Annotated in this window: 23 protein-coding genes and 1 riboswitch; of the genes, 10 read left to right on the plus strand and 13 right to left on the minus strand. The window is 42.3% G+C overall.

Annotated elements, in window-relative coordinates:
* Positions 1-2: 2 nt before the first annotated feature.
* Together selA and AM500_RS25010 are read right to left on the minus strand one after the other, a co-directional pair.
* On the minus strand, positions 3-1409 hold the full coding sequence (gene selA / locus AM500_RS11530; RefSeq protein ID WP_053599330.1) for an L-seryl-tRNA(Sec) selenium transferase: 1407 nt from the start codon (positions 1407-1409) through the stop codon (positions 3-5).
* Between the two features lie 128 nt (positions 1410-1537).
* Positions 1538-1777 carry an Rdx family protein gene (locus AM500_RS25010; RefSeq protein WP_442853995.1) on the minus strand — a complete coding sequence of 80 codons (240 nt, stop codon included), beginning with the start codon at positions 1775-1777 and terminating at the stop codon, positions 1538-1540.
* A gap of 222 nt (positions 1778-1999) precedes the next feature.
* On the opposite strand from AM500_RS25010, the gene selD reads away from it, so the two are divergent.
* On the plus strand, positions 2000-3052 hold the full coding sequence (selD, locus tag AM500_RS11535; protein WP_082347211.1) for a selenide, water dikinase SelD: 1053 nt from the start codon (positions 2000-2002) through the stop codon (positions 3050-3052).
* Between the two features lie 355 nt (positions 3053-3407).
* Here the strand turns inward: selD and AM500_RS11540 are convergent, their stop codons facing one another.
* Complete coding sequence (locus tag AM500_RS11540) at positions 3408-4355, minus strand: L-threonine 3-dehydrogenase (RefSeq protein WP_053599332.1); 948 nt, start codon at positions 4353-4355, stop codon at positions 3408-3410.
* A gap of 66 nt (positions 4356-4421) precedes the next feature.
* Entirely contained in the window at positions 4422-5615 is a 1194-nt protein-coding gene (locus AM500_RS11545; RefSeq protein ID WP_053599333.1) for a glycine C-acetyltransferase, read from the minus strand.
* Between the two features lie 262 nt (positions 5616-5877).
* Positions 5878-5979: riboswitch (purine riboswitch) on the plus strand.
* Positions 5980-6100: 121 nt separating this feature from the next.
* Here AM500_RS11545 and AM500_RS11550 point away from each other — a divergent pair.
* Both AM500_RS11550 and AM500_RS11555 read left to right on the plus strand, forming a co-directional pair.
* Positions 6101-6697: a xanthine phosphoribosyltransferase gene (locus AM500_RS11550; RefSeq protein ID WP_053599334.1), complete on the plus strand. Its 597-nt coding sequence runs from the start codon at positions 6101-6103 to the stop codon at positions 6695-6697.
* Positions 6694-7992 carry a nucleobase:cation symporter-2 family protein gene (locus tag AM500_RS11555; RefSeq protein ID WP_053599335.1) on the plus strand — a complete coding sequence of 433 codons (1299 nt, stop codon included), beginning with the start codon at positions 6694-6696 and terminating at the stop codon, positions 7990-7992. Before AM500_RS11550 ends, AM500_RS11555 begins: the two co-directional genes overlap by 4 nt.
* A 140-nt stretch (positions 7993-8132) precedes the next feature.
* Here the strand turns inward: AM500_RS11555 and AM500_RS11560 are convergent, their stop codons facing one another.
* Positions 8133-8438: a GNAT family N-acetyltransferase gene (locus AM500_RS11560; protein WP_231688138.1), complete on the minus strand. Its 306-nt coding sequence runs from the start codon at positions 8436-8438 to the stop codon at positions 8133-8135.
* A 117-nt stretch (positions 8439-8555) separates the two neighbouring features.
* Positions 8556-9053 (minus strand): DinB family protein, encoded by a 498-nt coding sequence (locus AM500_RS11565; protein ID WP_053599336.1) that lies wholly within the window; start codon positions 9051-9053, stop codon positions 8556-8558.
* Positions 9054-9250: 197 nt separating this feature from the next.
* Between AM500_RS11565 and AM500_RS11570 the strand changes: the two genes are divergently transcribed.
* Positions 9251-10804, plus strand: coding sequence for an ABC-F family ATP-binding cassette domain-containing protein (locus tag AM500_RS11570; RefSeq protein ID WP_053599337.1), 1554 nt, complete (start codon positions 9251-9253; stop codon positions 10802-10804).
* 367 nt (positions 10805-11171) lie between these two features.
* On the opposite strand, the gene AM500_RS11575 is transcribed toward AM500_RS11570, so the two are convergent.
* Complete coding sequence (locus AM500_RS11575; RefSeq protein ID WP_053599338.1) at positions 11172-11573, minus strand: YsnF/AvaK domain-containing protein; 402 nt, start codon at positions 11571-11573, stop codon at positions 11172-11174.
* A 75-nt stretch (positions 11574-11648) separates the two neighbouring features.
* A complete protein-coding gene (locus AM500_RS11580; RefSeq protein WP_053599339.1) occupies positions 11649-12140 on the minus strand; it encodes a YsnF/AvaK domain-containing protein in 492 nt (163 codons plus the stop codon).
* A gap of 689 nt (positions 12141-12829) precedes the next feature.
* Between AM500_RS11580 and AM500_RS11585 the strand changes: the two genes are divergently transcribed.
* The 3 genes from AM500_RS11585 to AM500_RS11595 are packed head-to-tail and all read left to right on the plus strand — an operon-like array spanning position 12830 to position 16127.
* A complete protein-coding gene (locus AM500_RS11585) occupies positions 12830-13717 on the plus strand; it encodes a putative selenate ABC transporter substrate-binding protein (protein ID WP_053599340.1) in 888 nt (295 codons plus the stop codon).
* Between the two features lie 15 nt (positions 13718-13732).
* The gene (locus tag AM500_RS11590) at positions 13733-14494 is read left to right on the plus strand and encodes a phosphonate ABC transporter ATP-binding protein (protein WP_053599341.1); all 762 of its coding nucleotides are present in this window, start codon (positions 13733-13735) and stop codon (positions 14492-14494) included.
* Positions 14487-16127 carry a PhnE/PtxC family ABC transporter permease gene (locus AM500_RS11595; protein ID WP_053599342.1) on the plus strand — a complete coding sequence of 547 codons (1641 nt, stop codon included), beginning with the start codon at positions 14487-14489 and terminating at the stop codon, positions 16125-16127. The genes AM500_RS11590 and AM500_RS11595 overlap by 8 nt, the downstream gene beginning before the upstream one ends.
* Positions 16128-16151: 24 nt before the next feature.
* Here the strand turns inward: AM500_RS11595 and AM500_RS11600 are convergent, their stop codons facing one another.
* Entirely contained in the window at positions 16152-16712 is a 561-nt protein-coding gene (locus AM500_RS11600; protein ID WP_053599343.1) for a GNAT family N-acetyltransferase, read from the minus strand.
* A 631-nt stretch (positions 16713-17343) separates the two neighbouring features.
* Here AM500_RS11600 and AM500_RS11605 point away from each other — a divergent pair.
* From AM500_RS11605 to AM500_RS11615, 3 genes are all read left to right on the plus strand, one after another.
* Positions 17344-18468 carry an MFS transporter gene (locus AM500_RS11605; protein WP_053601705.1) on the plus strand — a complete coding sequence of 375 codons (1125 nt, stop codon included), beginning with the start codon at positions 17344-17346 and terminating at the stop codon, positions 18466-18468.
* Between the two features lie 245 nt (positions 18469-18713).
* Positions 18714-19049: a hypothetical protein gene (locus AM500_RS11610; protein ID WP_053599344.1), complete on the plus strand. Its 336-nt coding sequence runs from the start codon at positions 18714-18716 to the stop codon at positions 19047-19049.
* Between the two features lie 122 nt (positions 19050-19171).
* A complete protein-coding gene (locus tag AM500_RS11615) occupies positions 19172-19501 on the plus strand; it encodes a hypothetical protein (RefSeq protein ID WP_053599345.1) in 330 nt (109 codons plus the stop codon).
* 284 nt (positions 19502-19785) lie between these two features.
* Here AM500_RS11615 and AM500_RS25465 read toward each other — a convergent pair whose 3' ends face one another.
* The 4 genes from AM500_RS25465 to AM500_RS11630 form a co-directional block, all read right to left on the minus strand.
* Positions 19786-19938, minus strand: coding sequence for a hypothetical protein (locus AM500_RS25465; protein ID WP_156319795.1), 153 nt, complete (start codon positions 19936-19938; stop codon positions 19786-19788).
* Positions 19929-21098, minus strand: a complete 1170-nt coding sequence (locus tag AM500_RS11620) for an endonuclease (protein WP_053599346.1) — start codon at positions 21096-21098, stop codon at positions 19929-19931. Before AM500_RS11620 ends, AM500_RS25465 begins: the two co-directional genes overlap by 10 nt.
* A gap of 175 nt (positions 21099-21273) precedes the next feature.
* Positions 21274-21552: a DUF2188 domain-containing protein gene (locus AM500_RS11625; protein WP_053599347.1), complete on the minus strand. Its 279-nt coding sequence runs from the start codon at positions 21550-21552 to the stop codon at positions 21274-21276.
* A 92-nt stretch (positions 21553-21644) separates the two neighbouring features.
* On the minus strand, positions 21645-22697 hold the full coding sequence (locus AM500_RS11630; RefSeq protein ID WP_442853996.1) for a mechanosensitive ion channel family protein: 1053 nt from the start codon (positions 22695-22697) through the stop codon (positions 21645-21647).
* Positions 22698-22736: the final 39 nt, after the last annotated feature.

Genomic DNA, 22736 nt, shown 5'->3' on the forward strand with positions numbered 1-22736 from the left:
GTTTACCACTGGCTAAGTGACTCGATAATGATTGATGCTTCTTCTGAAGTAACAGTCCGTAAATCCAACAATACTGCCTCATTTTGGATTCTGCTGATAATTGGAAGTTTGGACTCAAGCCTTAACTTCCTTTCCAATTGATCAGCAGTAAGTGTGGTATGAGTCAATGCAACTGAATAAGAAGGCAGCAGTACATCAGGCATAGTTCCTCCCCCTACCTGCCCCTTAGTCGGCAAAATGGTTGTAAGATAGCTTTGGGTTTTGCTTGCAAGTTCGTTTGCAAAATTGGCTGATCGCTCTTTAAGTTTGTCCTGGCTTGTTAAGAGAGCTCCCACTGTTGGGATCGATCTAATTCCTTGTTCACCCTTTAAATAAGCTAGCAGAGTAGCTTCAAGTGCTGCCAGAGTCATTTTATCAACCCGGACCACACGGGCAAGCTGATGCTTTTTAAGCCTATCAATTAATTCTTTTTTTCCAGCGATAATGCCGGCTTGAGGCCCTCCGAGCAGCTTGTCGCCGCTAAAAGAAACAATGTCGGTTCCCGCTTCAATCACTTCTTTTACATGTGGCTCTTCCCCAATTCCATGCTTACTGAAATTGTATAATGCTCCGCTCCCTAGATCCTCATAGAAAACTACGTGGTTATTCTTAGAGACAAGACTAATCAATTCCTGGGCCTCAACACTCTTGGTGAATCCTATCACTTTGAAGTTACTCGTATGTACCTTCATTACCATGGCTGTATTTTCATTAATGGCCCGCTCATAATCAGCAAGGTGTGTTTTATTGGTTGTTCCAATTTCAACGAGTTGTGCCCCGCTTTCTTCCATGATAGAAGAAATCCTGAATGAGCCGCCAATTTCTACGAGCTGTCCTCGTGATACCACAACCTCTTTATTTTTTGCTAAAGCAGTTAAGATAAGGTAAACGGCCGCTGCGTTGTTGTTTACGACCATTGCTGCTTCCGCCCCGGTAATCTCTTGCAGCAGTTTTTCAATGTGGCTGTGGCGTGAACCGCGCTCGCCTTCCTGAAGCTTGTATTCAAGATTAGAGTAATTCCCTGCCACTTCGGCTGCATGCCGGATTGCCTCTTCGCTAAGCCTTGCCCTGCCAAGATTCGTATGAAGAATTGTACCCGTGGCATTAATAACCCTTTTGATGGTGTAGGAATAGTTCTCACTGACCTTTTTTTGTAGATGTTCAAACAAAGCGTCTATAAAAGCAGCTGTCCCAGGCTCAGGTCCCTGCCATTGCCCTTTTAGGATACTTGTCCGTATCTCATCCACCACTGCTTTCAACTGCTGGCTTAGCTGTGTGAATTCAATCGATGTTTCTTCAATTAGATGAAGGAACCGGCTGTCTTGCTGAAGTTCATGGACAGGCGGTATGGAACGAAGCAATTGTTTCAAAATGGAAAACCCCTTCACGAAATAGTAGCTTTTTCCCATTATAGCACTTAAACATTTTGATTGAGACTCAGTGATGTGAAGAAAAAACAAAACTCCCGCAAGTACGTGTCACTTGCGGGAGATGCAGATTATAGAGACTCCATTTTGGAGATGACTTCAGCAGCCTTAGGGAAAACGCCTGTTTCATCTTTTGAATAAATTTTTTCGCCATTCACAGTCACTTCGAAGATCCCCCCTGAAGCAGGAACCAGTTCGAACGTGGATATGTTCTGGCGGAAATGTGTAATCAGTTCCTCCGCGAAACTCGCGGCTTTTGGAGCGTAGTTTCACATCATGCAAAATTCGACTTTAACTTCAAACTTTCCCATTAAATAACCCCCATGTTGAAAATAATATAGCTACGGATATTTTAGTATGCCCGTAAAAAAGCAGCAAATGATATGCCTATGATACTCGAGGCGGCGAAAAAGCCCCAGTTTTCCGCTTCATTCCCATGCCTCCTAAAAAGGAGTGCGTTTTCCCTTTTGTGAATTCTGTACACGTGCGGAAATCTTCCTCAAAAGGTATACTAATGATTGGAGGTGGACAAGTTGAGCGAACAGGATAAAATCCGCCTGACCTCTTTATCGACTAAAGCTGGTTGAGGCTGCAAAATTGGTCCTGAGGACCTTGCGCAAGTTTTGCGTAATTTACCAAAACAAGACCCTATTCCGGAATTGCTTGTCGGCAATGAAACATCGGATGATGCAGGTGTGTATAAAATCTCTGATTCACTTGCCCTTATTCAAACGGTCGATTATTTCACACCAGTAGTTGATGATCCGTATATGTTTGGGCAAATTGCCGCCGCTAATTCGCTGAGTGACGTTTATGCTATGGGCGGCGAGCCGAAAACAGTCATGAACATTGTTGGCTATCCTATCAAGAAGCTTGGCGCTGATATGCTTTCTGAAATATTGCGTGGAGCGGCCGATAAGGTAAAGGAAGCAGGAGCTATCACGATTGGCGGACATTCCGTGGATGACCAGGAGCCGAAATTCGGCCTTTCTGTAACAGGATTCGTCCATCCGGAAAAGTTCTGGAAGAATGTTGGCGCCCGCCCTGGTGATGTGCTCGTCCTGACAAAGCCAATTGGAGTAGGTATTCTGACTACTGGAATCAAGCGTGGAGCTGTTACAGCGGCCCAGGAAGAAAAAGTGACTGCAACGATGGCGACGCTAAATAAAACGGCTGCAGAAGCGCTGCAAAACTATTCCCCGCATGCGGTTACCGATGTCACTGGTTTCGGTTTGGCAGGCCATGGCAGTGAAATGGCCAGAGGAAGTGACGTAAGCTTTGAATTGGATTTCAACTCAATTCCTTGCCTGGAAGGAACGATCGAACTCGCACGCGATGGAGTTGTCCCTGGAGGTTCGAAATCAAACCATTCCTGGCTTAAGAATGATGTTGAATACAGCGGCTTAGAGCTTGCAGAACAGCTTGTTGTCTGTGATGCGATTACATCCGGAGGCCTTCTGGCTTCCATTTCACCAGATGAAGCAGAAAAGTTCGTGGCCGACCTGCATGCATTGGGCGTAAAGGATGCGGCCATCATCGGTAAAGTGACCGAGCGGAAAGAAAAGTTGATTTATATCAGCAAATAATTCGGATGGCTAAATGGAAAAACTACTCTTGGCAAAGTATTTCATGCTATGAGTAGTTTTTTTGTACCCTCTCATATTTAATTCCCCTAAGCGAGAAAGTTTTCAAGGACAAATTGGAATTGTAACTATAGTGAAATGTCCTTGAACTTGTCTTTCAAGTACAAATTTAAGTCTTGGGACTACGAAATGTCCTTGAAACGTGGTTTCAAGGACAAATTAATGCTGTACAATAGAAAAATGTACTTGAACCGTTATACGGTAAAAAAACATAAGAATACTCAATTGAATGATATGCGCATACTAATGAAAAACCCCCGAAGCTATTTCTGCATCGGGGGCGGGCTTTATAAGTTATTTATAGTTTAATAGAAAGTTTTTCAAGCATGTCATTTGTCATGGAAGCAAGGTCATACTCAGCTTTAAAGCCCCACTCTTCCTGAGCTGCAGTGGCATCAATTGAATTCGGCCAGCTGTCAGCAATTGCTTGGCGAACCGGATCCACAGCATATGACATTGCAAATTCAGGGATGTGCTTTTTAATCTCTGCGGCAATTTCCTCAGGATCAAAGCTCATTGCCGTCACATTGAAAGCATTTCGGTGTACAAGCTTGGATGGATCCGCTTCCATTAAAGTGATTATGGCATTTAGTGCATCTGGCATGTACATCATGTCCATATACGTACCCTTATCTATATACGAAGCGTATTTCTTGTTTCTTATTGCCTCGTAATAAATTTCAACAGCATAATCAGTCGTGCCGCCGCCTGGAGGTGTAACATATGAAATCAGGCCCGGGAAGCGAACGCCCCTTGTGTCAACACCAAATTTATGAAAATAATAATCTGCCAGCAGCTCCCCGGCTACCTTGTTGACTCCATACATCGTAGTTGGCCGCATGATGGTGTCCTGTGGGGTATTATCCTTAGGAGTGGATGGGCCGAATGCTCCTATTGAACTTGGTGTGAAGAATTGAGCGCCTATTTCACGTGCTGTTTCGAGTGCGTTCATCAAGCCGCCCATATTCAGGTTCCAGGCAAACACAGGCTTTGATTCGGCGGTCGCAGAAAGCAAAGCTGCTAGATGCATGATAGTATCGACTTGATATTTATTGGCGATGTTAACCATCGCTACGCCATCATTAACATCAAGAACTTCATAAGGGCCACTCGTTGCAGCCTCGCTCGTATCATTCACTTTTATATCTGTGGCTATTACATGATCGCTGCCGTAGATTTCTCTCAACTTAACTGTCAGTTCAGAACCAATCTGTCCAAGTGCACCGGTGACCAAAATCTTTTTCATTGATGGTTTTCCTCCCCATGCTGCAGCCAGGACGCAGCCCGGCTCCCCTTACCTTATTATTTATTGTTAACGAATGACGCCCATTTCCTTGCCGACCTTTTCATAGATAGCAATAGCCTTATCCAGCATTTCTTTTGTATGCGCCGCGGTTGGCATATTTCTTACCCTACCTGTACCTTGAGGAACAGTAGGGAAAACAATTGATTTGGCATATACGCCCTCCTCGTTCAACCGTTTGCTAAATTCCTGGGTCAACTTTTCTTCGCCTATAATGCAAGGTGTAATAGGTGTTTCGCTATTTCCAATATTGAAGCCAAGCTCCTTCAGGCCCTTTTTCAGGTAATCGCCGTTTTCCCAAAGCTTTTCATTCAATTCAGTGCTTTCGCTCAGGATTTCAATCGATTTAATGCATGCAGCAACATCTGCCGGAGTTAAGGCTGTCGAGAAAAGGAATGGACGGCTTCGCACTTTCAGCCAGTCGATCAGATTCTTTTTACCTGCAACATAACCGCCTACAACGCCAATCGCTTTGGACAATGTTCCAATTTGGAAATCAATCTTGTCCTGCAACCCGAAGTGTTTGACAGTTCCAGCCCCTTTGCCAAGTACTCCCGATCCGTGTGCATCATCAACATAAGTAATCAGATCGAATTCCTCTGCAATCTTTACGATCTCAGGAAGCAATGCGATATCGCCATCCATTGAAAAAACACCATCAGTAATGACCATTAATTTATTATATTTACCAGACTCGCGTGCTTCCTTCGCTTTTGTACGGAGGTCTTCCATATCTGAGTGATTGAAGCGGATAATCGTTGCCCTTGAAAGGCGGCAGCCATCAATAATGGATGCATGGTTCAGTTCATCAGAAAGGATCGCATCATTTTTATCCATTACAGCTGATATAGCTGCCATATTGCAATTGAAGCCGGATTGGTAAGCAATCGCCGCTTCGGTATGCTTGAACTCTGCAAGCTTTTGCTCGAGTTCAAGATGGATGTCAAGTGTGCCGTTAATAGTACGAACCGCTCCTGCGCCTACACCATACTTCTCAATTGCCTTTTCGGCTGAATTCTTTAGGCGGCTATCAGTAGCAAGGCCGAGATAGTTGTTTGAGGAAAGATTAATTAGCTCCCTGCCCTTGATTTTTATAATGGGGCCATTTGGACTCTCCAAAGGATCAATCACATTATAAAGACCCTTTCCCTTCAAATCTTCAAGGTTATCATTCAGAAATTTCTCGAGTGTAACGCTGGACATGAACATCTCCCCTTTTGAAAAAAATTAACGGCTATTGTAGCCGGTATGTAAACAATTGTCCGTTTGGGGCGGACACCCCTGAGGCGTGGGAATCCCACGGTTTTACTGTGTTTTCTTCACCTCTAACTATATCATAATTTTGTTAGTGTTCATAATGCGAGGACAAATTCTGTTTGTGTTTTGACAGCGTTTGCAAGAAAAAAATGATGGAAAATCTCAGAAATTGATTGAATACTTTTTCTATCATGTTATACTTACACCATTAATTTTATAAAACTACACTCGTATAATCGCAGGGATATGGCCTGCAAGTTTCTACCGGATAACCTTAAATTATTCGACTATGGGTGGCATGTGTGGATTGCGGTATACGCATATCCTTATTTTCCTTTTGGTTTTTAGGCCCAAAAGCACTGCCCCCTGGTTTTCCGGGGGACATGCTTTTGGGCTTTTTGCGTTATACAGGCTGAACACAGGAGGAAGATATGGATATTTTAAAGAAAAAAATCATCTCGGAGGGAATTGTCCTTTCAAAGGATGTTTTAAAGGTTGATTCCTTCTTGAATCATCAGATTGATCCAGTCCTGATGAGTGCAATAGGCAAAGAATTTGCCAACCGATTCAAGTCTTTGGGGATTACAAAGATTTTAACCATCGAATCCTCTGGCATCGCCCCTGCCGTAATGGCCGGGTTGGAAATGGGGATACCAGTCGTATTTGCAAGAAAACGTAAGTCACTAACTCTTTTAGACGGCCTTCTGACTGCGCGTGTTTATTCTTTTACAAAAAAAGAAGAAACTGAAATATCGGTAGCTTCAAAGTATTTTAGCCCTGATGATAGATTGCTTATCATCGATGACTTTCTTGCAAACGGCCAGGCGGCCCTTGCGCTTTTGAATATCGCCGAAGAGGCTTCCGCGACAGTATGTGGCATTGGCATTGTAATTGAAAAAGCATTCCAGGGTGGCGGGGCACTGCTTAGAGAAAAGGGTATCCGTGTCGAATCCCTTGCCAGGATTCAATCTATGGAAAAAGGAAAAGTTACCTTTGAACTTGATGAAAGGGAGGAAGCAATAATATGAAAACAGGGATTGTAAAAACTACATCATTGGGTATTCAGCATGTGCTTGCAATGTACGCAGGGGCTGTTATCGTACCGCTTATTGTTGGAGGTGCATTGGGCATGACTAGTGCCCAGCTGACTTACCTTGTATCGATTGATATCATCATGTGTGGAATTGCTACGATTTTGCAAGTCTGGCAAAACAAGTTCTTTGGTATTGGCTTGCCTATCGTCCTTGGCTGTACATTTACTGCGGTTGGACCAATGATTTCAATTGGCAATCAATACGGTCTCGGTTCAATTTACGGTGCGATTATCACGGCGGGTTTATTCGTATTTCTGACAGCAGGATTTTATAGCAAGCTATTAAAATTTTTCCCGCCAGTCGTTACAGGATCAGTGGTTACCATTATTGGGATTACCCTTATACCAGTGGCTATGAACGATATGGCAGGCGGCCAGGGCAGCGCCGATTTTGGATCCTTAACAAATATTGCTCTTTCTTTCGGGACTCTTCTCTTTATTCTCATCATGTATCGCTTTGCTAAAGGATTTATTAGATCAATCTCGATTTTAATCGGCCTCGTTGCTGGTACAATCGCAGCTTCGATTTTAGGAATGGTGGATTTCTCCGCTGTCCGTGAAGCTTCCTGGGTAAAGTTGCCCGAGCTGTTTTATTTTGCAACACCAGAATTCCATGCTATTCCAATCCTGACTATGATACTTGTCGCAATGGTTGGAATTGTTGAAGCTACAGGCGTCTATTTTGCTCTTGGAGATATTTGTGAAAGAAAGCTTACTGAAAAAGATATGGCAAAGGGTTATCGTGCTGAAGGCCTTGCGATTGTCCTGGGTGGGCTTTTCAATGCCTTCCCGTATACAACCTATTCACAGAATGTTGGCCTAGTTCAGCTTTCCGGTGTCAAAAGCAAAAAAGTTATTTATACAGTAGGCGGTATGCTTGTAGTCCTCGGGCTGGTTCCGAAAATAGCCGCTTTAACTACAGTCATCCCTACTGCAGTCCTTGGCGGAGCGATGGTAGCGATGTTTGGGATGGTAATCGCCTACGGAATCAAGATGTTAAGTAAGGTTGAGTTTGCTTCACAGGAAAACCTCTTGATTATTGCTTGTTCTGTAGGTATTGGACTTGGAGTTACAGTTGTTCCTGACTTGTTCAGTCAACTTCCTGAAGGTGTAAAAATCCTGACCAACAATGGAATTGTTGCAGGAAGCTTCACCGCTATCATTCTAAATCTGGTTTTCAATGAATTTAAGCCAAGCCAAAAGCAAGCTGAAGTAGCTAAGGCAGCATAAGAAAAAGGTGGGCGTCCGTTTAGAGGGCGCCCACCTTTTTGTTTTCTTATGAAATACAATTCAAGCTCTTTGAAATTATGTTTTAACCATGAAATTTTGTTCAATATTCAAAGTAATTTAATTCAAATTAATATTCACCTTTAAACAAGCCAGCTTTCACCCCATGGCGCAACACCCTCATCGACAAATCCTGCAGAGTTGTATAGCTTTTGTGCAACTGTATTTCTGGGGTGGAAACCGACCATGATTTTTTGGCAGCCTTCTTTTTCTTTTAGCCCCTCAAGTAAAGCCGCCAAGCCCTTTTTTCCATATCCCCTTCCCTGGAATGAAGAATCAATCATAAATCGATATATCCAATAATTGTTGTCATCCGGATCGAGCCCTGCCATTGCAAAGCCGATCATTCTTTCTCCATCCTGGATTCCATAACCCTTAAAGTTTGGCAAAAACTAAACTTCTGCAATAGGATAAAGATTAGAAGCCATGAATTGCTTTTGTTCCTCGCCGACTGTTAAGTTTCCACACTCCTCCAGTTATCCTTGTTAGAGGAGATAATATCACGCTCATGACCTACTTCCCTCACTCTGAGAATTATATAGCCCTCTGTTTACTAAATTAGCATTAACAGGTGTTTTGCCAAGCTCCCTCGCCCATATTGAAAGCTGACCCATGTGGTGAATTTCATGTGCGATAACATGCCTGAGTATTTCTCCTAAAGCGAATGTGCTATAGCTGCCGTCTGAGTTAAAACATTTGATTGGCTGATTATCCATTTCATATTTATAGCTGGAAAGGACGATAGCTGTTTTTGCAATTGTGTCCTCCGAGTAACGGTCCAAATCATCAATAGTCCGGAATAGATTGTAGTTTAATTCGGTTATCTCTTCCCCCTTGATATCCTTCATCCAGTCTCCCTCTACCTCAATAATATGGATCAATGTTCTGTAAATGGTACCAAGACCGCCAGTCCTTTTTTTGAAAAGTTCTTCCTTAGGGATTGTCTTGCACCACTCAAGCCATTCTTTGCGTACCTGCCAATTGTATTCGAATAATTTTTTCATCAAACTCCTCCTTTTTTAAAAGTAATTCTCTATATTGCCAAACTATCCCTTTTTAACATAGCGCTATTTTTCCGTTTTCCTTAAATGGAAACAATCGCAAACCTCATTGCCACAGAACCTATAGAAGTTTTGCAGAAAATCTTGTATGATAGAAAAATGGGTAAAATTTTCGAATGAAGTGAGGATTACGAAAGAAAATGGCACTTTTAACAGTAGATAACTTAAGTCATACATTTGGGGATAGAGTCCTTTTTAAGGATGTTTCCTTCCGATTACTCGCTGAAGACCATGTTGGCCTGGTAGGCGCGAACGGAGTCGGCAAATCGACGTTGATGAATATAATTACGAATCAGCTCATCCATGATAGCGGCCGTGTAGAATGGACCCCGGGTGTTCAGTACGGATATCTGGATCAGCATACGATCTTAACACCAGGCAGAACGATGAGGGATGTTTTGCGTGATGCCTTCCTTCCTCTTTTTGAAAAAGAAAAGGAATTGAACGAAGTAACAGCAAAAATGGGTGATTCAACACCAGAGGAGCTGGAAGAACTTCTTGAGCAGATGGGAGAAATCCAGGATGCACTGGAAGCAGGCGGCTTCTATACACTCGATATTAAAATAGAAGAAGCGGCACGCGGACTAGGGCTTGACGCAATCGGCCTGGACCGGGATGTTGCGGCGCTTAGCGGCGGACAGCGGACCAAGGTACTGCTTGCAAAGCTGCTGCTCGAACAGCCAAGAGTCCTGCTGCTCGATGAGCCAACCAACTATCTTGATGTTGAACATATTCGCTGGTTAAGCGGTTATTTAAAAGAATATCCTTATGCATTCCTATTAATCTCTCATGATACGGAGTTCATGAATTCAGTTTCAAATACAATCTTCCATCTTGAGTTTTCAAAGCTGACTCGTTACACTGCGTCTTACGAAAAGTTCCTCGAGCTGGCTGAAATCAACAAGAACCAGCATATTAATGCGTACGAAAAGCAGAAGGAATTCATCAAAAAGCAAGAAGACTTTATTGCTAAGAACAAAGCTCGCTACTCAACAACCGGACGTGCAAAAAGCCGCCAAAAGCAGCTGGACCGGATGGAGCGGATTGACCGCCCTGAAACAGCCATGAAGCCAACCTTTGAATTCAAAGAAGCTAGAAGCAGCAGCCGCTTTGTATTTGAGGCGAAGGATTTGGAAATCGGCTATTCGCATCCCCTCTTGCCTAAAATGGATATGGTCATTGAAAAAGGCGAAAAAATTGCCATTGTTGGTTGTAACGGTGTCGGCAAATCAACCTTGTTGAAGACGATGCTTGGGAAAATCCAGCCGCTTGGCGGAAAAATTGAACACGGTGACTTCCTCTTCCCTTCCTATTTTGAGCAGGAGGTTAAAGCGATGGATATTACCCCCATCGATGATGTCTGGAATGAATTCCCGTCTCTTGATCAGCATCAGGTGCGAGCAGCTCTTGCCCGATGTGGCCTAAAAAACGAACATATTTCCCGCCCCTTAAGCCAGCTTAGCGGTGGTGAACAAGCAAAGGTACGCCTTTGCAAGTTGATGATGCATGAAAGCAACTGGATTTTATTTGACGAGCCAACGAACCATCTAGATGTAACAGCAAAGGAAGAACTTCAGCGTGCCTTGAAAAATTACAAGGGAACCGTTGTCCTTGTCTGCCACGAGCCTGATTTTTATGAAGGCTGGGTATCGAGGGTCTGGGATGTTGAAGAGTGGTCACAAAAGGCGAACTAATCCTAAATATAAACACGTACCTCTTTAATTTATGGGTTCGGTAATGAAGTGCAAAATTCAAATTAACAATGCTATTAACAAAGCAATTAGTAGAAAATCAACATACAATTAGCTTGTAATTTAGCAGTAAAATTAGCACACAAAAAAGCTCAGGGCACAAAAGCCTTGAGCTTCCTTTAATTGGTGTATTGTTGCCCGAGGTTTGCTGAATTTCATACTATATACAAAGATGAGTCTTAATTATTATTTGCCAACCCTAATCTCAACATTTTGAGGCTAAACAGGCTTTTCTTTGTCTATTTTTGTATGCCCTTTTTCAGTATCTATTCTCATGGAAGTTAATAACGGATTCTCATCTAGAAAAAACTCAATTTTCTCCATTAAACTCGTCTAAAACTACCTTTGCGGCTCCCGTTGTTTCTATTCGTACTCTTTCCTCCTTCAATATTTCCTGAATCTGAATACTTTCCTTATATTGGTGATTATAAATTTCCACATCCTCCAATACTGTTGGATGGAGGATGATTTCTATTCGTTCTTCCATTAGGGGAATGGTGATTGTTTCGATCCCGGAATCTTGGTTGTCAACTGAAGATACTGTCTTTTTTTCTATGATCAATTCTTCGCGAGTTATGGGCACATTAATTTGCTTCTCCTCGGTATATGTTCTTTTATAGACCCTAACATTAGCTGTTTCACTCCATTTCTTGCTTACCTGCATTTGTTCCTTATGTAATTGGAGTTCGCGTTTTTCCTGTTTTTCTGACAAAAGAGTCACCTTCCAGGGATAGTTAAAACACCTTTCCATTAAATTGAAATGAAAAGGTGTTCAGTGATTTAACCTTTATTTATTAATATCTTCAAATCCTGATTCACCAGAAACGATATCGACGCTTCCAGTTGTATTCACATGGGCTTCTTCATGCTGGAGTGTTTCCTGGATTTGCTGAGTGTCCTCAACCTCACGTTTTGAAGCAGATACCTCCTCGGTAGTGACTGTATATTTGTTAACTTCCACTTCTTCCTGGCTGACGGGAATACGGATAGTCTCGCCTGAGTTAATGGATTCATTGCTCCGTTCGTTATTCATCGGTGTTCTCTTAATGACAACTTCTTCATGCATAACTGGAACATTGACAGTCTTTTGCTCCTCAACAACTTCTTTACTTAATACTACTTCACCAGCGTCGATATTATTTTTGGTTATGTCCAGTTCTTCTTTATGAAGCTTGAGACTACCGCTGCTTTGGCTATCCTGCTGATTTGAACTGGTCTCATTTTCCTGACCACCTGAATTTTGTGATTTATCATCACCAAATAAATTTAAAACGTCCATTATTAAATCACCCTCGCATTTGATTTTAGACAGCCCTTATATAATTAGCTTTAATGAAATAATTATGCTCTAAACTACAAAATTTAATGGCCATATATAGGACTATTCCATACTAACCCTGCCACGTGGTTAAGAAGAATCAGTTTACAATTATCTTCCCGTCTTTATGGCAGTTTCACTATTACCAAAGCTAGTCTCAGTCTCCCTAACCATTTTCAGAATCGCTAAGAACTTGGTTTAATCCATTCATTTCTTCGTGATGTTCTAACCTCAAGCGCAGCAAAATCCACCTTCAATTTTGAATTCTATAAGAGATAATTGCCCATTCAGAATCAGTAAATCTTTGAGTTGAATATCTATTGATATATTCAGCTCCTTTCCTTGAAAATGAACAGGAGCCTGCAGTGATGTCTACGTCCATACTCAAATCAAAGGAACAAATTTGATTTGTTATTTTCTCGGTCTCTACTCATTCCAACGAAAGAATTCATAACCCTTTAAGTATGATTTTAATTGTTTGCTCGGCTTCAAAAGAGACTAAGTCAATTGATTGCCATCGAAATAATCGATACATCATTAAATTAGTTATCGTAAATTTGAATTGTGCCAATAGTGTTAATTCGGCTTTTTGAGAAGATTTATCAGGTACAATAATCTAGGTTAAAACTAAATCTTATGGAGGCTTCAACATGAAAAAATGGCTTACACTACTCCTTGCTTCCCTTCTTGTTCTGGCATTGGCAGCATGCGGTGGAAATGAAGAAAAAGACAATGCAGGGAAAAATAACGATAAACCCAAAAAGGATCAAGTAATTAAAATCGGAGCGATACCTGACCAGAGCGCAACAGAGCTGAACAGCAATATGGAATCCGTCGCAAAGACTCTATCTGAAAAAACGGGAATGAAAGTAGAGTTTGTTCCATCTGTCGATTATGCCGCTCTTGTAACGGCATTTCAGCGCGGTGAAATTCAACTTGCCTGGTTTGGCGGCCTTACAGGTGTACAAGCCCGAAACCTTGTGCCTGAAGCTGAAGCAATTGCACAAAGACCTAAGGATGCAGAATTCCACTCCGTGTTTATTACAAATGACCCTAGCATCAAATCACTTGCTGATTTAAAGGGCAAGACGTTCACTTTTGGTAGTGAAAGTTCAACTTCTGGACATTTGATGCCTCGTTACTATTTAATAGAGGAAGGCATTGACCCTACAAAGGATTTTGACGGACAGCCTAATTTCTCAGGCTCACACGATACAACCTACAAATTGGTAGAATCGGGTGCTTTCAAAGCAGGAGCCCTTAATATATCCGTATGGGAAACGGCAGTTGCTGAAAAAAAGGTTGATACAAGCAAGGTAAGCGTCTTCTATACGACTCCTGCGTACTATGATTATCACTGGACAGTCAACAAAATCGACGATGAAACTAAAAAAGCCCTTAAAGATGCCCTCCTTTCTATGAGTGCAGAAGACCTTGAAGGTTTGGATATGTTTGCAACGGACAAGTTCGTTGAAACGAAAAATGAAAATTACCAGGCTATTGAACAAGTAGCAAAGGAACTTAAGATTATAAAATAAATGGTGTGATAGAGAATGGTGAAAACCACTATATTGGAAGCTAATAAAATAAAGAAGACATTTGGGCGGAAGATAGCATTATCTTCCCTTTCTTTTATTGTGGGGAAAGGTGAGCGAGTAGCACTTATAGGTCCTAGTGGCGCCGGTAAAACAACCCTCCTCAATACAATTGCAGGTACGGATGAGCCTGATTTGGGAGAATGGATGATTGATGGCAAGCCAAGATCCATGTTTAAAAGCGGGAAGGAATTTGCAAGGAAGGTCGGCGTCATCCGACAGCAATTTGACCTGGTTGGCCAGCTGCCTGTCATTCACAATGTACTGGCCGGCAAACTTTCGCAGTGGGGATTAGCGAAGTCCCTCCTTTCTCTTCTGTTTCCTCAGGAAAAAGAACTTGCCCTGGAAGCACTGAGGCGTGTCGGACTTGAAGATAAAGCATATGAGGAAACATCTACTCTTTCAGGAGGAGAACAGCAGCGAGTTGCTCTTGCCCGCCTTCTCGTTCAAAAGCCGGAGATTGTCCTGGCTGATGAGCCGGTTGCATCTCTCGACCCTGCCCGCGCAGAGGATGTGCTTGCGATTATGACAGAAATTGTTGCTGATCAAAATCAGACACTCATTGCAAGCCTCCATTCAGTCGAGTATGCAAAGAAGTATTTTACGAGGATTATCGGCCTGAAAAATGGTGAAATACTGTTCGATTTGCCTGCTGGCGAGGTGACGGATTCCCTCCTCCAGGTTCTGTACAAATTAAAGGAGTTGCCCGAAAATGAATAAGGAAGCTGCCTTTCCGAAAATTCGCCATAAACGGCTGACATTAACGGTTATTCTAGTATTCATTTTCATCTTGAGTCTCAGTTCAGTAGAGTGGAGCCCTGAGCTGATTCACGGCGGAGGGGGGGCAATGATTGTCCAAATCCTAGAGGGATTGGTCTCGCCTGCCCTATCGCCCGAAATACTGAAGCAAGGGCTCGAGGCATCTTGGCTCACACTGGCGTATGCAACGGCAGGTATGTCTCTGGCAATTGTTTATGCTTTTATTGCCGGCGTTCTTGCTTCAGGGGTGCTTACAAATGGAAAGGGCTCACGCTTCTTTACCAAGCTGTTTTTCAGAGGAATCCTTGGCTTTACTCGTGCCATCCATGAGCTCGTCTGGGCTTGGCTTTTTGTAGCTGCTATTGGACTTTCCCCTTACGCAGCAATCCTTGCCATTGCAATTCCGTACGGGGGAATCCTCGGAAGAATTTTTGCTGATATGCTTACTGACGTATCGTCCCAGCCGATTGAGGCCTTGAAAACTGCCGGAGCCTCACGCCTTCAATTGCTTTTTTATGGATACTTACCGCTTGTACGTGCTGATATTACCAGCTATACGATGTATCGGTTTGAGTGTGCGATTCGCTCCTCCGCAATTATGAGCTTTATCGGACTAGGAGGGCTTGGTTACCAGATACAATTATCGCTTGCCGATTTAAAATATGATCAAGTCTGGACATACGTATACTTTCTAATTTTATTGGTCATTATGGTTGACCTATGGAGCAGTATTGTCCGCAGGGCGCTTTTGGAAAAAGGGAAAAAGAAGATTTTTGTGACTGGAAGGTCTTCGGCACTTATAGCTTTAATCCTTATCGGAATTTCCTGGACTTATATATATATTTCAGAAAATGCAAGCTTGTCAGCCCTTCTTACGAAAGAAAATGCTGAATATGCATCGACTTTCTTTGGAGGAATGCTTGGTGCCGGCGAAGAGACACCAGCATTCACTAATGCCGGAAGCTGGGAAAATGCTTTAAGGCTTACCTGGGAAACCCTCGTAATGAGCATCATGGCTATCGGCTTTGCAACCATTGCAGCTTTCGTGACAGTCATACCGGCTGCCCGGAATATTGCAGATGGAAGCCTGACGACAACAAAGAACTGGTACAATTGGATATTATTCGGACTTGTGCGTATATCCTATATTTTTTCCAGGGCTGTGCCTGAACTTGTTTGGGCTATGATGATAGTGTTTATTTTTAAACCGGGAATCCTCCCTGGTGCTATTGCCCTCGCTCTTCATAATTTCGGAATCCTGGGAAAACTGTGGGCCGAAGTCATTGAAGATATGGACGCTCGACCGGTTAGAAACCTGGCAAGTGCCGGGGCCTCCAAATGGCAGAGCTTATTTTACGGAGTCATACCTGCAGTCATGCCAAAGTTCCTGACGTATATTTTATATCGCTGGGAAGTAATTATGAGGACAACGATTGTCGTTGGCTTCGTTGGCGCAGGAGGCCTCGGTATGCAATTCAAGCTTAGCATGAGCTTCTTCCATTACTCTGAACTGACGCTGATCTTGATATGCTATATGATTCTCGTCATAATTGCCGACTTCGCTTCCGAAACTGCACGGAAATCGGTGAAGTAATTAGTAAACGCTGTAGGCTGGGGCCTACAGCGTTTTTTTCATGTTATGGATTTCTTCCCATTCTTCTTTCAAAATGCCCATCTTAATAGAGTCAAAAAACTCCCCATTATAGATTCGAGCTTTTCGGATCCTGGCTTCCATGGTCATTCCAAGCTTCTCGCCTACTTTTATCATCCGCTTGTTACCGGACCAGGTTGTGCAACCTATTCGATGAATAGCCATTGTCGCAAAAAGCTGGTCGATCCAGAGCTTAAAAGCTTCGGTTCCGTAACCGCCATTCCAATAAGCAGGATCGTAAATGACAATACCAGCTTCGAGCCACAGTGATGGCTTGTGTTCCCAATAATAAGAAACAGTCCCAATTAATTTCCCATCGGCCCATATTGACCATCTTGTATTAAGGCCTTCTTCAATCAGGATGTTCAAACTAATGATATACTCTTCCTTTTCTATTCTCTTTAGCGGAAAATATGGGGCATCCCATTTTTTCCATTCGGGTTCTTCCTCGCCATAAATCATCTCCCAGAGGAGTGGCAACTCTTCTGGTGTAATTGGCTTAATGGTAACTTTCTGTCCTATTTTCATCTTTTCATCCCATTCCTGTTCAGTTCAGGTTGTTTTTCGCGAAAAAACACAAGAGCAAGTCATTCAATGATAATCTCTGTGCCTACTTACTTCCTGCTTCCGGTGATGGTACCGTCTCTTCATATAACAGATCCTAAAGACCCTGTTATACCACGTATATATATTACTAGTTCTATTTCCTTACCTCTTGCAACAATCATAATAAAATATCCTGCTTGGTACAAATTTGAAGATTGTCAAAAACGATCTATTTTCTCCTGCGTATCATCTGAAAAGGTAATCCTGTAATGCATAATTATAATCCGCATGGGAATGCATTCTTAGCAAAGTGCTACCAATTGCTATCCCTTTTGTAGCGGATTGATAGCATCTTGTAATGCCTTTTTCAAGTGAGAAAATTAGAAGCATATTTTGCGATATCAGGAAAATAGTAAGCCCATCGAATAGAAGGATTTTTAGCGGCCCTTCTTAAAAAAGTTGACTTTTGCCCTAGAGAATATAAGATTAACTTATCTGTATTTAACGGGTGAATTTTTAATGGCAGGCTCCATTTGACATCGATAGTTCCTGCTGGTTTAGGGGTGATTTTGTGGTTGAAACAAAACGCGCACTGCCGATTTTGTTTCTTATTATGTTTTTGGTGATGGTTGGATTTGGAATTATCATTCCTGTTCTTCCGTTTTACGCGGAAGAGCTTGGGGGAAGTCCGACGGAACTTGGGCTTCTAATGGCTGTCTATTCATTGATGCAGCTTATCTTTTCACCGGTATGGGGAAGGATTTCAGACAAAATTGGCAGGAAGCCTGTCATGCTTGTAGGGATTGCCGGCCTCGCTATTTCTTTTTTCCTGATGGCTGGAGCGAATTCAATGTGGACGCTGTTTGCTGCAAGAATTATTGGCGGGCTTCTTTCTTCGGCTAATATGCCGACAACCATGGCCTATGTGGCTGACATTACAACACCTGAAAACCGCAGTAAAGGCATGGGCATAATTGGTGCGGCGGTAGGACTTGGTTTTGTGTTCGGCCCTGCAATTGGCGGTATATTTTCAAAAACTAGCCTTAGCCTTCCTTTTACCATCGCTGGTAGTTTATCCATTCTCACATTTATATTAGTTGCCCTGCTTCTTAAGGAATCCTCTTCGAAAGATTCAAGGGCATCCCAAACTCAAAAAAATGCGTCGTTTTATTCTGCACTAAAAGGTTCTTCCGGGAACCTATATTTTCTGCAGTTCTTTATTTCATTGTCGCTCGCTGGGTTGGAGGCTACATTTGCCTATTTTGCGGCTACAAAAGCAGGTTTGGATACTGTAAGTCTTGGATATATTTTTATGATTATGGGATTGGCGGGAGCAGTGGTCCAGGGCGGTATGATTGGACCGTTGACTAAGAAATATGGTGAAGGAAAGGTCATCCAGGGAGGCATCCTTGTATCGGCTATTGGTTTTGCACTAATTCTGCTTGTCGATAATTTCATTACTGCTGCTATATTTTTGAGCATTTTTGGTATTGGTAACGGAGTAATCAGGCCTAGTGTTTCATCCATATTAACAAAAACAGTCACTTCAGGACATGGAAGTGTAACAGGTTTCTTGTCATCGTTTGATTCTCTTGGAAGAATACTTGGACCTCCGCTTGGCGGTCTGCTATATTCCATTTCAATTGGCCTTCCATATATTTCGGGAGCGATTCTTTCAATAATTGCGCTGATTCTTTACCAGTTTTACCGTTCGAAACAAGAGAAACTTTCTTTATAGTGTAAAAAAATCTGTAGTTTCTAAAGTAAACTAGTTCAAAATACAAAAATATAGTCTTGACACTAAAGCTCAGACCTTTTATAGGAATCTGGGCTTTCATTTTGCAATAGACTATTCTAGGAATCCTTTCTAGTCTCGGCTATCCTTCAAATCTCACTCCCCAAAAAATCAAATACCTGGCAAAAGCCATAAAATTAAATTCTTTGCATATAGTGTACAAGGTATCCCATGGAAGAGGTGTAAAAATGGCGGCAGGTAAAAAACTTAGTTTAATTGGGTTGGCGATAGCATTGGCAGGTATGGCATACTTGGAATCACCTTATTCACTTTTGAATAGGAATTATTATGTGGAAAAAGATACTCCTCCAGTCAGACGTGCTTCAGCAGTGACCTCTTCTATCCAGGTAACAGAGTACGAATACAGGTTTGTTGATAAACAAAATATCGGTGGTTATACAATTGAAATGTATGAGGAATATGAAGTTAGGAAGGATTCAATCGGGAACATCATCGAAAGTAAGCCAACCGGTAATTTTAATGAAATAAAATATAAAGACTACTCTTATCAATCCCACCCTTAAAGCAACCTTTTTTCCATAAAAGGTTGCTTTAAATATTCAAATTTTCATAGATTTGGAATAAAATAGCGGGATTCTGGATGATTATTCCTGTATAATAAGGAAGCAAGGAGGTGATAAATGATATGAATTCAGCGATTTACGTGGGTTTACTCTTTTTAGCTTTGATTTGCTCACTTGTTCACGTAGTTATTCAGATAATGGCGGATAAAAGGCCAGGCGAAATAGTGCTCCAGTCTTTTTTCATTGCGTTCTTTATTCTTGGTTCTTCGTGCCTATGGTGGATCATTATAGCCAATAACGAAATAACCCAGTCAATTGGCGTTTTAATTAATGGAATTGTCCTTGGCCTGATAACATTTAATAACATGCACCTATCCTTTTATTTAGATGAACACAGAGGACCTTTTGAAACAAATATGAAGCATCAACCTGAAAATCCGCGCTACATATAATGCGCCTTTTTGCAAATTGATTTCCCTCGATTTGTAATGGCCGCAACAACAGTATTTATTCCGCACTGCTGGTATTCGTGGTCATATCGTATTGAGCGGTTTCCCGAAGCATTTCGGTGTTGTAGCTGCAAGATGTGATTTTACAGGTTAATTCCTGCTAGAAACGCTTTTCGAAGCCGCTCCAATTTTGTACGTCCCCTACCTCCTCTGTTCTTCTATATTCACTATAACCATAACTATTATTTTACGAGAATAAAATAGACGACAGGATTAATCCTGCCGCCTTATTTCTTTAGTTTTTTATCCTCTTTTTCAACAAGCCGAGCAGGAGCAAATCCTGGCCTGTCAGCAATGCTCATCGCGATAAATCCGGCAAGAATAGGCACTAGAAGACTGAATGCCCCTCCGCTACCGCCGATATCCATCGTTATTGCCAAATTAATGAAACCCATTCAGGATGATCAATAAATGGATTACGATTATGCTGATACTGAGCGTAGATGATGTCATTCCGTTTCCGTTCAAACGCATCAACAGGGTCCTCCATGTGCCACTGCAGTAAAACTGATTGCTTTCCATGATATGGGGCAGTACCATTGTTAACCAAGTTATTTAGCTCAAGATCGAGTTCCCCGCTGTCTCCCTCATACCGGACTGCCATGTAGAACAACATCCTTGCTACATCGCCTTTAACACTATCCCTAGGCTCCCAAGAGTCTGAATCAGTGTAATTCCCCAGCGCCTCTGTATGTTGTGTGCCTCCATTATCAAAATCCTTATTGCCGCGTGAACTATTGACACTAACATCGGTAGGGCGGAGGTGATGGAGATCGGTACCCGCGCCCATCGTTGTGCCGAAGTCGCCATGCGATTTAGCCCAGACATGCTCGCGATTCCAATCGTTCACACCTCCTCCATTTGTAAATTTGCCCTGGGAACGCCCTGTGTAAAGAAGAATGACATTATTTGTATTATTTGGATCTTCATCGGTTTTTCTAAGAGCATCCCAGACTGCATCATAGGAGATTTTAGTATGATCATCAATGATGTTATGTAAAGCTGTTTTCAAAGCCTCCCCCGTTTTTCCCGCCGCAGAATCATAATAACCTGCAGGAGATGTCGGAGGTTCGCTTGGTTCGGCAGGTGCCGCGCTTCCCTGAAGCTCGAACGCGGTGGCATCTTTCAGGCCGGGATGTGAAAAATAAGCAGTAAGAGTACCAGTTACTTTTATGCTTTTGCCCAAAAGTGATGGATTGGAATATAACCCGTAAGAAGAACGGTAGGATGTTGGGATTTGTACATACACCATTTTCGCGGTATTACTCTCAGAAGGGCTGTCAGCTAAAGCAAGTGCATAATCATTGGGAAAATTACTTTTGACTACTGTATTGGTCGCGGTTGGCTGGCCGACAATATAGCCCTGGACGGTTTTAACAGTACCAGATTGATTGCTGATCGCCTGTGAAACTGAAAATGGCGATGACCAAGTCCCGGTTCCTGTGGCTGCTTTTGTAATTGAAACATGCAGAGGCTCGATTACCACAAGGGCAATGAGCAGCCAGACCAGCGTTAAGGTGAATTTTAGATTTCTGTTCATGTAGTTCCTCCTGGGTTATTTTTAGGTTAAACAGCAATCTCCTATTTAACCCAGTAAATAGTACCCTGTGGACAATAAGGTTAATACAAAAAAATCTATAATTGAGGTTGGGAAAATTGACTCGGACAATAAAAAACCACCCGCGAGTTTAGTTCGGCGGGCGGTAAAATTATGATTATTTCTTATCCTGATAATTATGCTGTTCTTCAATTCGGCCTTCATCATTATGAATATAGACAAAAGTTCCGGCTTCCTCAGCCATCCGTTTTGCTTCCTCAACAGCTTCTGACTGAGAACTTGTTGTCAGTTCAGGTTCATCTTTGCCTTCCATTTTAATGGCCCATCCTTCATCATCATGAGGTACCACATGGAATCGAGCCTCGTCAGTACCTGCGCGATCCTTAAAGTATTGCTTTTGTTCATCAGTTTTGATACGGCCATGGTTGTCGTTCATGTGCTATTCCTCCTTCTTTAAAGCTTATTGAACATTTACCCAATTCCAACAACGCTAAAAACAGGAAGATTCTTCTTGGGCGTTTAAGTGCATTAATACTCGCGCAATGAAAACTCTTTGCCAGGCAATTTAATGTGGTTGTCCGCAAATAGCTTCGAGATAGAATGTCTAAGGTCGCTCTCAACTCTCTCCTTAATTTCGAAGTTAAGAACGGGGAGCTCGATAAGAAACTCCATTGCATTGTCCTTAAATTCGATAAAACGAATTTCAACAGGCGGCTTTTCAAGAATTCCATCTGTTTCTTCTTTAACTTTGGTTACTGCTTCCTCAAGCAGTCGATGAACCAATCTCGAATCTGTTCCATAAAGAACATTGGTACGTACCTGTGCTATCATTTCGGCGCCTGTTCGATTTTTTATAATTTGTTCAATGAAATACTGATTGGGTACGATTAGTGTTCCTTCTTTCGCTGTCCGAACCAGCGTTGAACGAAGGCGAATCTTTTCTACCCTTCCTACCTTCCCATCAACCTGTATAACCTCTCCGACCTCTATAGGCCTTTCAAACAGGATAATGATACCAGATACAAAGTTCCCTGCCACGTTCCTCATCCCAAAACCAATTCCGATTCCAAGAACACCCAACACTGCTCCAAAGGCAGTCAGGTCAAGGCCGACACTCGTAAAACTAACGGCAAGAGCTGCAAACATGACCGTATAGTAAACGATTTGATTGATAGTGAATCCGAGGCCTTTATCGACTCCATAATGCTCGTACACATTCGACAGGACATATTTCGTGAAAAGTTTTACGAGTCGGTGTGCCAACGACACAATCATGAACGCGACAATAATCAGAAAAGGGGTCACGTCGACTCCGCCCTGAGAATATAAAGCCTTGAACAGCCACTTCGTCTCAGAAAAATAAAAGAGGAACAATAAAATAATCCCATAGAAGGTAAACCAGTTAATCAATGATACAGCCGACGCAAAAAAAGGTTTTTCGTGGCTGCTACGTTTTTTCGCATAACTTGAAGCAATTTTTCTTAAAATCCAGTTTAGTAGTAAAATCAACAAAGAAAAGGCGATGTATGTGACTACACGCCCGGCACTAAACTCATTGAAAATAGATAGCGTTTTCTCCAAGATGATCACCCATAATCCTTAATACAGGACTATACCTGA

Source organism: Bacillus sp. FJAT-18017, assembly GCF_001278805.1.
Taxonomy (GTDB): domain Bacteria; phylum Bacillota; class Bacilli; order Bacillales; family Cytobacillaceae; genus Bacillus_D.